A 13,847-nucleotide genomic window follows, 5' to 3' on the forward strand; every position below is an offset into this window, starting at 1 on the left:
GCGGCTAGCATATACGGCGCCGGAGTGCGCCAAAAAGGGAGAGAGAGAATGAAGAAGCTAATTCTGGCGGCCATTGCGGCAGTCACCATGGGCACGAGCGCCCATGCCGACACCATCAAAGTCGGGGTCATCGGACCGTTCTCCGGTCCGTTCGCGCTCCAGGGTAAGAACTTCAAGGCCGGCATCGACGCCTATATGGCGGTCAATGGCAACACGGTCGGCAACGACACGGTCGAGATCGTCTATCGCGACGTGCCACAGGCCGATCCCGCCCAATCCAAGGCGCTGGCGCAGGAACTGATTGTCAAGGAAAAGGTCCAATATCTTGCCGGCTTCTATTTCACGCCCGATGCCATGGCGGTGACGCCGATCCTGAAGCAGGGCAACGTGCCGATGGTCATCATGAACGCCGCCACCTCGGCGATCGTCACCAAGAGCCCGCTCGTCGTCCGTACCTCGTTTACCACATGGCAGACCTCGACGCCGATCGCCAAGGTCGCCTTCGACGGCGGCGTCAAGAAGGTGATTTCGGTCGTCAGTGACTACGGCCCCGGCATCGACGCCGAGAACGCGTTCAAGGCCGGCTTCGAGAAGGCCGGCGGCCAGGTGGTCGAGGCGATCCGCATGCCGCTTGCGACCAACGATTTCAGCCCGATCATGCAGCGCATCAAGGATTCCGGCGCCGAGGGCGTGTTCGCCTTCCTGCCCTCCGGTCCGACGACGCTCGGCTTCGTCAAGGCTTACAACGACAATGGCCTGAAGGCTGCCGGCATCAAGTTCTTCGCGCCGGGTGACCTGACCCAGGAATCCGATCTGCCGGCGCTCGGCGATGCGGCACTCGGCATCCAGACGACCTTCCACTACGCCGTGTCGCACGATTCTCCCGAGAACAAGGCTTTCGTCGAGGCGGCAACCAAGGCGATCGGCAACAAGGCCGAACTCTCCTTCCCCGCAGTCAGCGCCTATGACGGCATGTATGTCATCTATAAGATGATCGAGGCAACGGGCGGCAAACAGGATGCTGAGAAGGCCGTCGATGCGGTCAAGGGCCTTACCTGGACAAGCCCGCGCGGCCCGGTTTCGATCGATCCGGAAAGCCGTCACATCACACAGAACATCTATCTGCGCGAAGTGACGAAAGCCGATGACGGGACCTACATCAACAAGGAGGTCCAGACCTTCGAGAAGCAGGGCGATCCGGGCCTGGCGGCCGTCAAGTAACATCGAGCGTCAAGACAAGCGACGGGCTTGGCCTGCGATCAGGCCGAGCCCGTCGAAGCAAGGTATTTCCATGCAGACAGTCTTCAGCATAGCCGTCGACGCCCTTGCCTATGGCATGGTGCTGTTCGTGATCTCGATTGGCCTTTCGGTGACCATGGGGCTGATGCGTGTCGTCAACCTCGCCCATGGCGCCTTCGCGATGATCGGCGGCTATATCGCCTCCTATGTCGCCCATGACCTCGGCCTTGGTTATGCTGCAGCGGTCATCGCCGCCATTGTCATCACCATCATCGTCGCCATTCCGATCGAGCGTTTTCTCTACCGCCGGATCTACGGCGCGCCGGAACTGACCCAGGTGCTGATGACCATCGGCATCACCTTCTGCGTCATCGGCATCGCCAATTATGTGATGGGGCCAACGCTGAAGACCATTCCGCTGCCCGCTGCGCTGCAGGGTTCGGCCGATCTCGGCTTCCGCACCATTCCCGTTCACCGGCTTTTCGTCATCCTCTGCGGCCTCGCCGTGGCGCTCGCCCTCTGGTTTACGATCGACAGGACGAGCTTCGGCGTCAAGTTGCGTGCCTCCGTCGATGATGCGGCGATGGCGGCGGCACTCGGCGTGCGCACCGAGATCATCTATGCGGTGAGCTTTGCCGTTGCCGTCGGGCTTGCCGCCTTCGGCGGCGTGGTCGGGGCCGAACTCCTGCCCGTCGAACCCTATTACGCGCTACGCTACATGGTCACCTTCCTGGTCGTCGTCTCCGTCGGCGGCGCGGGCTCCATTCCGGGCGCGCTGATTGCCTGCCTGCTGCTGGGCGCGATCGATACGACCGGGCGGTATCTGATGCCGGAATTCGGCGAATTCTTCTTCTATCTCGCCGTGATCGCAATCATCTGCGTCTTCCCGCGCGGCCTTGCCGGAAGGGCGAAATAGGATGGCGCTTGTCATGAACGACGAAAACCAACGTCTCCAACATCGGCGCGGATTCATCCGCCGCGATCTCGCCGGAATAGCGGTCATCTTAGTTATTGCCGCGATCGGCTATTTCGCCTTCCCCGATAATCTCGCCCTTCTGACCCGGATGATCACGATCGCGCTGCTCGTCTTGTCGCTCGATCTGGTGACAGGCTATTGCGGCGTCGCAACGCTCGGCCATGCCGCACTTTTCGGCTCCGGCGCCTATGCCGCCGGGATCCTGTCGGCGCATTACGGCATTAATGACCCGCTGCTGATGATGCTGGCCGGCATATTAGGCGGCGCGCTTGCCGGGCTGCTCTGCGGCGCCATCATCCTACGTGCGCATGGATTGCCGCAGCTGGTGCTGTCGATTGCGCTGATCAACCTCTTCCATGAATTCGCCAACAAGGCCTCATCCTGGACAGGCGGCAGCGACGGACTTTCCGGCATTGCGCCGGATCCGGTCTTCGGCCTCTTCGAATTCGATCTCTACGGTCACACCGCCTTCTTCTTCGGAATGGCGCTGCTGCTGATCGTCTTCGTGCTGCTGAGGGTCTTGGTTCGCTCGCCCTTCGGCATGCTCTGCCGCGCCATCAAGCAGGACCCACTGCGCATCCGCGCCATGGGCGCTTCGCCGAAGGCAGCTCTGATCAGGATGTACGCGATCTCCGGCGCCGTTGCCGGTGTTGGCGGCGCCTTGAACGCGATTTCGACACAGGTCGTCGGCCTCGACAGCCTGTCTTTCACGCAGTCGGCCGAAGCGCTTGTGATGCTGGTGCTCGGCGGCACCGGTTCTCTCTTCGGGGCACTTTCCGGCACTGTCATCTTCATGCTCTTCGAGGACTACGTCTCCGCCGCCAATCCCTTCCATTGGCTGACCATGGTCGGTGCGCTGCTGATCGCCGTCGTGCTCTTTGCGCCGAAAGGTCTCTATGGCACATCAGCAGCCTTCGTTAGCCGCCGCGGGGAGCAGCGCTCATGAGCCCGGTCTTCGAAGTCGCCAATCTCAAGAAAGCCTTCGGCGGCCTTGCCGTCACCAATAATGTCTCGCTCACGATGTCGCCTGGCGATCGCATCGCGCTGATCGGCCCGAACGGCGCCGGCAAGACCACCTTCGTCAACCTCGTGACCGGTAATCTATCGCCCGATTCCGGCGAGGTTCGCCTCGGCGGCGAGATGGTGACGAAGGTCGATGCGATCGGCAGGGTCAGACGCGGCCTTGTCCGCTCCTTTCAGGTGACGCGGCTCTTCCAGGACATGACGCCGGCCGAACATGTGGGACTTGCCGTCCTTCAGCGCGATGGAAAGACCGGGCACATGTTCGGCAATTTCCTGCGTATGCCCGATGTCATGGCGGAGGTCGACGATCTGCTTGGAAAACTCGGACTGGCTTTCCTGATGCATCGCAAGGTCAGCGAAATCGCCTATGGCCAGCAGCGGCTTCTCGAGATCGCCGTGGCGCTGGCATTGAAGCCGAAGGTTCTGCTGCTCGACGAGCCGGCAGCCGGCGTGCCACAGAGCGATACCGGCCGCATCGAGCAGGCGCTGGCCGATCTGCCCGCCGATCTCGCCGTGCTGATGATCGAACACGACATGGATCTCGTCTTCCGTTTTGCCAGACGCGTTATCGTGCTTGCATCAGGCGCGGTCATCTTCGATGGCCTCCCCGAAGACGTCACCAAGGATGCGCGCGTGCGCGAGGCCTATCTCGGGAGCTATGCCAATGCCAGCCATATCGCTTGAGGTCGAAAATCTGTCGGCCGGATATGGACCGACGAAAGTGCTCGAAGGCATTTCCTTCTCCGTGCCGGCGGGTGCTCGGCTTGCCGTTCTCGGCCGCAACGGCATGGGCAAGACCACGCTGCTGGCAACGCTTGCCGGCCAGACCAGGCGATACGAGGGCAGCATCCGCCTCGGCGATTCGGATGTCAGCGCAGCACCGAGCGCGACGCGCGCGCATAAGGGCCTCGGATATGTGCCGCAGGCACGCTGTGTCTTCCCGACGCTGACGGTCGAGGAGAACCTTTTCGTCGGCTTGAAGGCGCGGCCGACGACAGCGCTGGACGAAGCCTATGCCATGTTCCCGCGCCTGAAGGAGCGACGCCGCAACCTCGGCAGCCAACTCTCCGGCGGCGAGCAGCAGATGCTCTCCACGGCCCGCACCATTCTCGGCCGCCCCTCCGTCCTGTTGCTCGACGAACCGCTGGAGGGCCTCGCCCCCGTTATCTGCGAGGAACTGATGGCCGCCTTCGCCGACCTCGCCAGGACGGGAGACATGACCATCCTGCTGGTCGAGCAGCGCATCCAGAGCGCGCTCGATTTCGCCGATCAAGTCGTCATTCTCGAACGAGGACGGCTGGCCTGGACCGGAACGCCGGAAAATCTCACCAGGGATCACGAGGCCATCGAGAGCCTGCTCGGGGTCGGCGGCCTGCATTGATGGGATGATCGGCAGAAGCTCAGGCTCTGCTGATTGCTCTCCTTTCGCCTTCAAGATTGCTCTTGGCGCGCCGAGCAATTCATGCAGTATATCGTCATGACGACATCATGATTGACCCGACATTATTATCATGGCTGAAATTTTTCCGCTGGCCGAATTGATGGATCGCCTGAAAAGACGAGAAACACCATGATTGATGAAGCGGCAGCAACATAAGACAAGACGTAAATCCTGGTTCATAAACAGGATCGACGTTTATGCCGCTCCCTTTACTTGAATAGTTGAGCTGTAATCGACCGGAATGTGTGACGTTGAGGGGCGGAATTGCTCTGACGCTCCATCAATTTCGGTTGCCAGATACCCGATAGGGTTGCATAGTCGAGAAGAACATCAAACGGGGGGATGGAAATGGCAAACCACAAGCCGGTCGCAGGTGATGTATACCAGCCTATTTTCAACATCGACAACCCGATCGACGGCAACATCCTGGACAATACCAGTTCAGTGGATGCCGACGGAGATCAGGTGCGTCTCAACTTCGTCAATGGACAGCGAATTCCGCAACCGGCCGATCCGAACGGGCCTGCCACGACCACCACAGTCGAGGGAAAATACGGCACTCTGACCGTCTATTCCAACGGTAACTACACCTATGAGCTCGATCACACCAACCCGGTGGTATCAGTGCTCGGCCCGGGAGACCAACTCGTCGACCAATTCAATTTCAAGATCTCGGATGGCAAAGGCGCCACCGACTTCGGCTTGCTCAATATCGCGGTCGACTTGCCGGAGCACGGCGACGTCTTCGTGAATTTCGAGGATGTCGGCAAATACGACTTCCCCACAGGCTACAAGGGCTTTGATTGGGGCGCCTGGCACGATGGTGACGACGCGACCGTGCGGGAAGAAGCGGATGGCAACCACTATCTGGGAGGGGGCGTATTCTGGACACCCATCCAAGCCGCCGATGGCGGCCACTTTCAGATCGAGCAATTCAGTGTCGCAAACGGCACGTCGGACTATGACAACGTTCTGACGATCGAAGGTAAGCTGAACGGCGATACCGTATTCTTGGTCACGGTCAACGTCACCGCCGACAGCATTCATGACCCGCAAGTGATTGATCTCAGCGCCTACGGCGAAATCGACTCTCTCGTGCTCGACACCGAACCCGTCATCAACGAAACGAGCGGCCCGGATTATTACGGCGCGCAATACGACAACTTTCATTTCATCGTTTGACGGAGGGGAAAGGGCGTCGTATCGCCGAAATCTTTGCACCTTCGCCGAGCACGCTCTGCTGCAGCTATCTGATACCAATATCTTGCGATAGCTGACCGGCTTGCGTCTTGCTAGCATAGGATCGTGCGAGGAGGCACGGTTATGCTGGGATGGAGGAAATGATGCAGCCAGTCGGGATGAGGTTAGCGGCGGTCATGTTCTCGCTTGCCGTATGGGCTATTATTATCGCTGTCGCATCCCACCTTTGGGTGACGAAGATGCCTGGATTGCTTTTGACGCTGTACAGATAGGCCTGTCCTCGGCGTTGGCGGAAATCTGCAGATCAGGGGCCGAACTGGTTTTGCCCCCTCGCCGCGACGGTTGGCGCTGCAATCAATGTGCTACCACGGCCGCCAGAACCGGCCCAAAATCGAGCCACAAAAATCGCTAATTCTGCAATGAGGAGATGGTAGCGGAGGAGGGATTTGAACCCCCGACACAAGGATTATGATTCCTCTGCTCTGACCTACTGAGCTACTCCGCCACTGGTCAACGATACCCGCTCGCGAAGCGATGCCGGTTCGTGGGATGAGCGGCTTATAAGGTGCGCTTCGGCTTTGTGTCAAGCGCATGATCGAGAAAAACGGTGGGCTTTGCCGGCCGTTGTTACCTATGGGTTTCAGGCGGCGACGGGGCTGGCCAAAAGGGCCTTCAGGCACGCTTCCGCCGAAGGCTCGCGCTCGGAACGTTCGATGAAGCCACCGCCGAAGACGCGGGCGTTGTCGCCGGGCGCGGAATAAAGCGCGCAGGCCTGGCCGGGCGCGATACCCGCCTCGCCGACCGTCAGATCGACATAGGTGCCTGTTGCATCTACATGCAGCACGGCGGGCGCCGGCGCCCGTGTCGAGCGGACCTTGGCGTAGCAGGCAAAGCCCTTGCCGGACGCGGCTTCCGAAAGCGTCTCGTCGCCCAGCCAGTTGACGTCGCGCAGGTAGACGCGGTGCGTTTCCAGCGCCTCCTTCGGCCCGACGATGACGCGGCGCGAGCGGGCGTCGAGAAAGACGACATAGAGCGGCTCGCCGGTGGCGATGCCGATGCCGCGGCGCTGGCCGATCGTGAAGTGCAAGATGCCTTCATGGGTGCCGAGCACGCGGCCGTCGAGATGGACGATCTCACCGGCGAGCGCCGCATTCGGCTTCAGCTTGGTGATGACGTCGGAATATTTGCCCTGCGGCACGAAGCAGATGTCCTGGCTGTCGGCCTTCTTGGCGACGACGAGGCCCATCTCTTCGGCAAGCCTGCGGGTCTCCGCCTTCGGCAGGCCGCCTAGGGGAAAGCGGAGATAGTCGATCTGTTCCTGCGTCGTGGCGAAGAGGAAGTAGCTCTGGTCACGGTCGGCGTCAGCCGGGCGGAAAAGCGCGCGGCGGCCGGGATTTTCCGGCGAAGGGTTCGGTCCCGAGCGAATATAGTGGCCGGTCGCCAGCGCATCGGCGCCAAGCTCCTTGGCAGTCGCCAGCAGATCAGCGAATTTGACGGTCTGGTTGCAGGAAACGCAAGGGATCGGCGTTTCGCCCGCCACGTAGCTTTCGGCGAAGGGATTGATCACCGTCTCGCGAAAGCGCTTTTCGTAATCGAGCACGTAATGCGGGATGCCGAGCGTTTCGCAGACGCGGCGCGCATCGTCGATATCCTGGCCGGCGCAGCAGGAGCCGGCGCGGTGAACAGCGGCGCCATGATCGTAAAGCTGCAGCGTGATGCCGAGCACGTCGTAACCCTGGTGTTTCAGAAGACCGGCGACGACAGATGAATCGACGCCGCCCGACATGGCGACGACGACACGGGTCTCTTCCGGCTTCTTGTCAAAATCCAGTGTGTTCAACGATGGTGCCATTCTGCTTGGGTCACGATCCGCCCTTGCGCTGCAATTGCGGCGGATTGCTGATCTCCGGCGGGATCGGCCGCCGTCTCTCGATGAGGCACCGATATAGAAAGGATTGTCCTTGGGCGCAAGGGGCAGCCTTCTGGCACCGATAATTCGCATTCCCGCGTGAAGAGAAGGCGCAGCCAAAGCCGCGCCTTGGAAGCGGGGGTGCGGCTCAGGTGCCGATCAGCTTGTTGCAGGCGAATGCAATGCCCGGATTGGCGATGATGGCGGTTACGAGCGCCAGTCCGATCATCGAGAATGAAAAGCGTTTCATAAACATCCTCCTTTCCAGCCCACGACAATTATGCGGCTTCGCTCGCCTTTCTCAAAATGACGAATGCTTGATGGCATCCGGCGGCATGCCTTTCCCCGACGCCACTCCCAGCTGTCGCTTAAGCGCTTCTATCTGCGTGACGAAGCCGTCTTCTGAGCGCGACCGTGGATCAGCGCTTCTGCCTCGTGCTGCGGCATCGGCCGGCCGAGCAGATAGCCCTGCACCTCACTGAAACCTTCTGCGCGCAGCTTCTGCAACTGCTCTTCCGTCTCGATCCCTTCGGCCAACGTCGTCGCGTTGAAGCCGGAACCGATGCCGACGACGGCGCGCACGATGGCGAGATTGCCGGCATCCGTCTCGATACCCGAAACGAAGCTGCGGTCGAGCTTGATCTTGTCGAAGGGGAAGGATCGGAGATAACTCAGCGACGAATAGCCGGTGCCGAAATCGTCGATGGCGATGCGGACGCCGAGCTCCTTCAGTGCACGCAGCCGCGGCAGGCTTTGGTCGGCATCGGTCAGGAATACGGATTCGGTGACTTCGATTTCAAGCCGGTCGGCATTGAGGCCCGTCTCGTCGAGCGCCGCGACCACGGTCGAAAGCAGGCTCGCATGCCGAAACTGGCTGACGGAGAGATTGACGGCGATCCTCAGACGGGCGGGCCAGCCGGCAGCCGCGCGGCAGGCTTCCCGGATCACCCAGTCGCCGATCGGCACGATAAGGCCGGTTTCCTCGGCGAGCGGAATGAATTCCATCGGCGCCACCAGCCCGCGCTTGGGATGGCGCCAGCGGATCAGCGCCTCGAAGCCGCCGATGCCGTCATTGTCGAGCTGCACGATCGGCTGGTAGTGCAGCTCGAACTGGCGCTTCTCCAGCGCCTCCCACAGTTCGGCTGTCATCACGTGCCGGCGCTCGGCGGCGAGCCGCATCTCCGTCTCGTAGAAACGATAGGTCGAGCGCCCACTCTCCTTGGCGGCATAGAGCGCCAGATCCGCATGCCGCATCAGCACATCCGCGCCACCGGCATGGTCGGGCGCCAAGGCGATGCCGATACTGCAGGTAACATGCTCCCGGGCGCCGTCGAGATCGAAGGCATGGCTAAGAGTTTGCAGCAGCCGCTGCGCAAAACGCCCTGCCCGCTCCGGTTCGACGAGCTCCAATACGACGGCGAATTCGTCACCGCCGAGACGGGCGACGAGATCGCCCTCCTCCGCCAGTTGCAGCAGTCGCTCCGACACTTGGCAAAGCAGCGCGTCGCCAGCGGCATGTCCCTTGCTGTCATTGATATGCTTGAAGTGATCGACGTCGATATAAAGCAGCGCGATCGGGCTGTCGGCGGTCGCCTCGACCGCCCGCCGGTTGATATGTTTGGAAAATGCCGCCCGGTTCGGCAGGCCGGTGAGCGGATCATGCATGGCGAGATGGGCAAGCTTTGCCTCGACGGCGCGCTCCTCCGTCACGTCCTGCGAGATGCCGAGCAGATAACGCGGCGCATGGCCCTCCGGCGTCGGCAGGGCGCGCTTGACGGTGCGCAGGAGGCGCGGCGCACCATCGGCGCGCAGCATGCTCTCCTCGAAGCTGATCGCCGTATTGGCTTCGAAGGCCCGGCGATCCTGCTCGCGGAAGGCGTCTGTCTGACTGGGGGGAAACAGCGCCCGGTCGGTTCGGCCGACCACCTGCTCCGCCCTCATGCCGACGATGTCGCCGCAGGCCTCGTTGAAGAGAACGTAAAGTCCGTCCGCTTCCATGTCCTTGACGAAGACGCCGACCGGCAGGTTGTCGACGATGCTGTCGAGAAGCGAGCGCGTATCGCTGATCTGGCGTCTGGCGGCATTGACCTCGGTACGATCCTGCACGATCGCCAGGATTGCGGCCCGGCCCTCGAAACGCACTTCTCGGCCATAGGTCAGCACTTCGAAGGTCTCGCCGCTCGCCTTGAGGTGAACCCAACGCTCCGCCTTTTCCATGTCGGTACGGCCGCTGACGGCGTCGACCATCCGTTCCCGCTCATGCTCAGGGCGGATATCCAGAACCGTCATGCGCCGGTATTCGTCCGCGCCGTAGCCGTAAAGTGCTGCCGCCGCCTCGTTGACGATGAGAAAGCGCAACGATGCCGGATCATAGACCCACATCGGCGACGGATGCGTTGCAAACAATGACCGGAAGTCGTCGTTTAATGCTTCGGTCTGCTCGGTCTTCTGCAAGGGGGCCATGGAATTTCGCGTGCGGTTGATGCCGATGTCAGGGGTATACTGAGAAAAGTTAAATAAAATCAGAATCATACTCAGGGTTAAACTTTAGGCTTCCGCCTTCAGAATGTGCAAAGCGGCGGTCTGCCATCACGATCTCGGCCCTCGATTAAATAATTTAGGCGCCATGGAACAATTCCGTTGATCGTGCGTTGCGGGGTGATCGATGTCGCATTCGAATTGCTGAGGAGGGTTTCATGGGCAGGTTCGGCACGACGACGGATTACAGCAGAATCAGACACTGGATCGAAGAGCGCGGCGGCCATCCCGCCCGGATCAACAACGCACCGGACAGCGAAACCGTCCGCGTCGATTTTTCCTCGAAACCGGAAGAGATTTCCTGGGACGAATTCTTTCAGGGCCTCGACGGTAGCAGGCTCGCCTTCCTTCACCGCACCAAGGCTGAAGACGACGTTGTCCGTTTCGGAAAAATCCTCCGCCGGAAACGTCGGCACCACTAAATTCATCGGTTCCTGACATGAAAAAACCCGGCGCTGTTTCCAGCGCCGGGTTTTTCATGTCCTCGGGAAGAAAAACTCAGTCGATATTGAAGGTCAGCGGCTTTGCCTGGCGAACCGCCTGGTGGGCCGTCAACTCAGCAAGCACGGCGTCATCAACCTTGCCGTCGACATAGAGCAGCGCAATGGCGTCGCCGCCCTGCTTGTCACGGCCGAGCTGGAAGTTGGCGATGTTGACGCCGGCAGCACCAAGCGTCGTGCCGATGAAGCCGATCATGCCGGGAACGTCGGTATTGGTGATGTAGATCATGTGCGAGCCGACATCGGCATCGAGGTTGATACCCTTGATCTGGATGAAGCGCGGCTTGCCGTCCGAAAACACCGTGCCGGCGACCGAGCGCGTCATGCTTTCGGTGGTCACCGTCAGCTTGATATAGCCGTCGAAGACGCCTGTCTTGTCGCGCTTGACCTCGGAAAGCACAATGCCCTTTTCCTTGATCATGATCGGCGCCGAAACCATGTTGACGTCGGCGACCTGTGGGCGGATGAGGCCGGCGAGCACAGCACTCGTCAGCGCCCGAGTATTCATGTTGGCGGTGATGCCATCATAGAGAATTTCGATTTCCTTGATCGGCTCTTCGGTGACTTGGCCGACGAAGGCGCCGAGAACGTCGGCAAGACGGATGAAGGGCTTCAGGATCGGCGCTTCCTCAGCCGTGATCGACGGCATGTTGATGGCGTTGGAAACCGCACCATTGACGAGGTAATCCGCCATCTGTTCGGCCACCTGCAAAGCGACGTTCTCCTGCGCCTCGGTCGTCGAGGCGCCGAGATGCGGCGTGCAGACGACGTTCGGCAGGCCGAAGAGCGGACTTTCCTTGGCGGGCTCGACCTCGAACACGTCGAAGGCGGCACCCGCGACATGGCCGGACTTGATGGCCTCCGCAAGCGCTGCCTCATCGACCAGGCCGCCGCGGGCGCAGTTGATGATGCGCACGCCCGGCTTGGTCTTTGCCAGCGCTTCCTTGTTGAGGATGCCGCGCGTCTTGTCGGTCATCGGCACATGCAGCGTGATGAAGTCGGCGCGGGCGAAAAGCTCTTCCAGCTCGACCTTGGTGACGCCCATCTCCTCGGCGCGCTCCTTGGAGAGGAACGGATCGTAGGCGACGACGTGCATCTTCAGGCCGATGGCGCGGGCGCAGACGATCGAGCCGATATTGCCGGCGCCGATGACGCCGAGCGTCTTGCCGGTTATCTCGACGCCCATGAATTTCGACTTCTCCCACTTGCCGGCCTGCGTCGAGGTATCAGCTGCCGGAAGCTGGCGAGCAACGGCGAACATCAGCGCGATCGCGTGTTCGGCTGTCGTGATCGAGTTGCCGAAGGGCGTGTTCATGACGATGATGCCGCGACGCGAGGCGGCCGGGATATCGACATTGTCGACGCCGATGCCGGCGCGGCCGACGACCTTGAGGTTCGTCGCCCCCTCGATGATCTTTTCCGTCACCTTGGTCGCGGAGCGGATGGCTAAGCCATCATACTTGCCGATGACTTCGAGCAGACGGTCTTTGTCCTTGCCGAGCTGCGGTTCGAAATCGACTTCGACGCCGCGGTCGCGGAAAATCTGGACGGCGGTTTCCGACAATTCGTCGGATACGAGAACGCGAGGTGCCATGAGGGCCTCCTTCAAAAGTGTTCAGCGATGAATAAAATCGGGAATGCTGGGCTCCGCCCTGTGGCGGAGCCGGATGCGATCGCCTCAGGCAGCAGCCTGGGTGAACTGCGCCTTCTGCGTTTCGAAGGCCCAGGAAAGCCAGGGCATCAGCTTCTGCATGTCGGATGCCTCGATCGTGGCGCCGGCCCAGATGCGCAGGCCGGACGGCGCGTCGCGGTAATGGCCGACGTCATAGGCGACACCTTCCTTTTCCAGCAGGCCGACCAGACCCTTGGCGAAATTCGCCTGGCCGTCGTCGTCAAGCGCTGCGATGTCCTTGTCGACGATCTTCAGGCAGACGGAGGTGTTGGAGGCCGTCTCCGCCTTGACGGCGAGATTGGCGATCCAGTCGTTTGCCGCAACGAAATCGTGGATGACCTTGGCATTGGCATCGGCACGCGCGATCAGCCCCTTGAGGCCGCCGAGTTGCTTGGCCCAGACAAGCGCATCGATATAGTCTTCGACGCAGAGCATCGACGGCGTGTTGATCGTCTCGCCCTGGAAGATGCCTTCCGTCAGCTTGCCGCCCGAGGTCATGCGGAAGATCTTCGGCAGCGGCCAGGCCGGTGTGTAGGTGACCAGACGCTCGACGGCGCGCGGCGAAAGAATGATGACACCGTGCGCGCCCTCGCCGCCCAGAACCTTTTGCCAGGAGAAGGTGACGACGTCGAGCTTGGCGAAATCGAGTTCCTGCGCAAAAGCGGCCGAGGTGGCATCGCAGATCGTCAGGCCCTTGCGATTGGCAGGGATGAAATCGGCATTCGGCACGCGCACACCCGAGGTGGTGCCGTTCCAGGTGAAGACGACATCGCGATCGAAATCGACGGTCGACAGATCCGGAAGCTCGCCGTAACCGGCTTCGAGCTTGCGCACATCCTTGAGCTTCAGCTGTTTGACGACATCGGTGACCCAGCCGGCGCCGAAGCTTTCCCAGGCAAGCATATCGACGCCACGTTCACCGAGCAGCGACCAGAGCGCCATTTCGACGGCGCCGGTGTCGGAGGCCGGAACGATGCCAATGCGGTAATCCGCCGGCACGTCGAGAATTTCGCGGGTGAGATCAATGGCCTGCTTGAGCTTAACCTTACCGACCTTCGCGCGGTGCGAACGGCCAAGGGCCGCGTCGGAGAGTGCGTCGAGCGACCAACCGGGGCGCTTCGAGCAGGGGCCAGAAGAAAAATGGGTATTGTGCGGACGGATGTCCGGCTTTGCGGTCTTCGCCATGATGCTATCCTCTCAGATAGAAAGCCCTTCGTTGGGGAAGGGTGTCCCGCCGCCGTGTTTATGGATGAGGCGGGTCATAGTCAAGATCGAAGTGTCGCGGTCGGAAGATATTTTGACGCAGGCGAGATGGCTGCAAAGCAAAAAAGCCGCCCTGTTCGGGGCGG

11 protein-coding genes and 1 tRNA gene are annotated in these 13,847 nt (G+C 61.0%); 7 read left to right on the forward strand and 5 right to left on the reverse strand.

The annotated features are described in order from the left end of the window. Positions 1–48 precede the first annotated feature (48 nt). The 6 genes from RLCC275e_RS17665 (at position 49) to RLCC275e_RS17690 (ending at position 5,861) form a co-directional block, all read left to right on the forward strand. Positions 49–1,221 carry an ABC transporter substrate-binding protein gene (locus tag RLCC275e_RS17665; protein WP_033179760.1) on the forward strand — a complete coding sequence of 391 codons (1,173 nt, stop codon included), beginning with the start codon at positions 49–51 and terminating at the stop codon, positions 1,219–1,221. A gap of 70 nt (positions 1,222–1,291) precedes the next feature. Next, the gene (locus tag RLCC275e_RS17670; RefSeq protein ID WP_033179759.1) at positions 1,292–2,155 is read left to right on the forward strand and encodes a branched-chain amino acid ABC transporter permease; all 864 of its coding nucleotides are present in this window, start codon (positions 1,292–1,294) and stop codon (positions 2,153–2,155) included. 1 nt (position 2,156) lies between these two features. Next, positions 2,157–3,161: a branched-chain amino acid ABC transporter permease gene (locus RLCC275e_RS17675; protein ID WP_033179758.1), complete on the forward strand. Its 1,005-nt coding sequence runs from the start codon at positions 2,157–2,159 to the stop codon at positions 3,159–3,161. Then, a complete protein-coding gene (locus RLCC275e_RS17680) occupies positions 3,158–3,922 on the forward strand; it encodes an ABC transporter ATP-binding protein (RefSeq protein WP_033179757.1) in 765 nt (254 codons plus the stop codon). The genes RLCC275e_RS17675 and RLCC275e_RS17680 overlap by 4 nt, the downstream gene beginning before the upstream one ends. Further along, positions 3,903–4,619, forward strand: coding sequence for an ABC transporter ATP-binding protein (locus tag RLCC275e_RS17685; RefSeq protein WP_033179756.1), 717 nt, complete (start codon positions 3,903–3,905; stop codon positions 4,617–4,619). The genes RLCC275e_RS17680 and RLCC275e_RS17685 overlap by 20 nt, the downstream gene beginning before the upstream one ends. Before the next feature lie 408 nt (positions 4,620–5,027). Further along, the gene (locus RLCC275e_RS17690) at positions 5,028–5,861 is read left to right on the forward strand and encodes a cadherin-like domain-containing protein (protein WP_033180626.1); all 834 of its coding nucleotides are present in this window, start codon (positions 5,028–5,030) and stop codon (positions 5,859–5,861) included. Between the two features lie 446 nt (positions 5,862–6,307). On the opposite strand, the gene RLCC275e_RS17695 is transcribed toward RLCC275e_RS17690, so the two are convergent. The 3 genes from RLCC275e_RS17695 to RLCC275e_RS17705 all read right to left on the reverse strand — a co-directional run bounded on the left by RLCC275e_RS17695 (position 6,308) and on the right by RLCC275e_RS17705 (position 10,320). Continuing rightward, a tRNA-Met gene (locus RLCC275e_RS17695) sits at positions 6,308–6,384 on the reverse strand. A gap of 135 nt (positions 6,385–6,519) precedes the next feature. Then, positions 6,520–7,719: a tRNA 2-thiouridine(34) synthase MnmA gene (gene mnmA, locus RLCC275e_RS17700; RefSeq protein WP_033179755.1), complete on the reverse strand. Its 1,200-nt coding sequence runs from the start codon at positions 7,717–7,719 to the stop codon at positions 6,520–6,522. A gap of 447 nt (positions 7,720–8,166) precedes the next feature. Continuing rightward, on the reverse strand, positions 8,167–10,320 hold the full coding sequence (locus RLCC275e_RS17705) for a putative bifunctional diguanylate cyclase/phosphodiesterase (protein WP_130712108.1): 2,154 nt from the start codon (positions 10,318–10,320) through the stop codon (positions 8,167–8,169). Positions 10,321–10,484: 164 nt separating this feature from the next. Here RLCC275e_RS17705 and RLCC275e_RS17710 point away from each other — a divergent pair, with 164 nt between their 5' ends. Then, complete coding sequence (locus RLCC275e_RS17710; RefSeq protein WP_033179754.1) at positions 10,485–10,748, forward strand: hypothetical protein; 264 nt, start codon at positions 10,485–10,487, stop codon at positions 10,746–10,748. A 76-nt stretch (positions 10,749–10,824) separates the two neighbouring features. On the opposite strand, the gene serA is transcribed toward RLCC275e_RS17710, so the two are convergent. Together serA and RLCC275e_RS17720 are read right to left on the reverse strand one after the other, a co-directional pair. Then, positions 10,825–12,420 carry a phosphoglycerate dehydrogenase gene (serA, locus tag RLCC275e_RS17715; protein WP_003542699.1) on the reverse strand — a complete coding sequence of 532 codons (1,596 nt, stop codon included), beginning with the start codon at positions 12,418–12,420 and terminating at the stop codon, positions 10,825–10,827. Positions 12,421–12,504: 84 nt separating this feature from the next. Continuing rightward, positions 12,505–13,683: a phosphoserine transaminase gene (locus RLCC275e_RS17720; RefSeq protein WP_033179753.1), complete on the reverse strand. Its 1,179-nt coding sequence runs from the start codon at positions 13,681–13,683 to the stop codon at positions 12,505–12,507. Positions 13,684–13,847 lie beyond the last annotated feature (164 nt).

The organism is Rhizobium brockwellii (assembly GCF_000769405.2).
GTDB classification, from domain to species: Bacteria; Pseudomonadota; Alphaproteobacteria; order Rhizobiales; family Rhizobiaceae; genus Rhizobium; species Rhizobium brockwellii.

Coding starts and splice junctions, on each gene's coding strand:
- RLCC275e_RS17665 (WP_033179760.1), top strand. CDS start 49: ATGAAGAAGCTAATTCTGGCGGCCATTGCGGCAGTCACCATGGGCACG.
- RLCC275e_RS17670 (WP_033179759.1), top strand. CDS start 1,292: ATGCAGACAGTCTTCAGCATAGCCGTCGACGCCCTTGCCTATGGCATG.
- RLCC275e_RS17675 (WP_033179758.1), top strand. CDS start 2,157: ATGGCGCTTGTCATGAACGACGAAAACCAACGTCTCCAACATCGGCGC.
- RLCC275e_RS17680 (WP_033179757.1), top strand. CDS start 3,158: ATGAGCCCGGTCTTCGAAGTCGCCAATCTCAAGAAAGCCTTCGGCGGC.
- RLCC275e_RS17685 (WP_033179756.1), top strand. CDS start 3,903: ATGCCAGCCATATCGCTTGAGGTCGAAAATCTGTCGGCCGGATATGGA.
- RLCC275e_RS17690 (WP_033180626.1), top strand. CDS start 5,028: ATGGCAAACCACAAGCCGGTCGCAGGTGATGTATACCAGCCTATTTTC.
- RLCC275e_RS17705 (WP_130712108.1), bottom strand. CDS start 10,320: ATGATTCTGATTTTATTTAACTTTTCTCAGTATACCCCTGACATCGGC.
- RLCC275e_RS17710 (WP_033179754.1), top strand. CDS start 10,485: ATGGGCAGGTTCGGCACGACGACGGATTACAGCAGAATCAGACACTGG.
- serA (WP_003542699.1), bottom strand. CDS start 12,420: ATGGCACCTCGCGTTCTCGTATCCGACGAATTGTCGGAAACCGCCGTC.
- RLCC275e_RS17720 (WP_033179753.1), bottom strand. CDS start 13,683: ATGGCGAAGACCGCAAAGCCGGACATCCGTCCGCACAATACCCATTTT.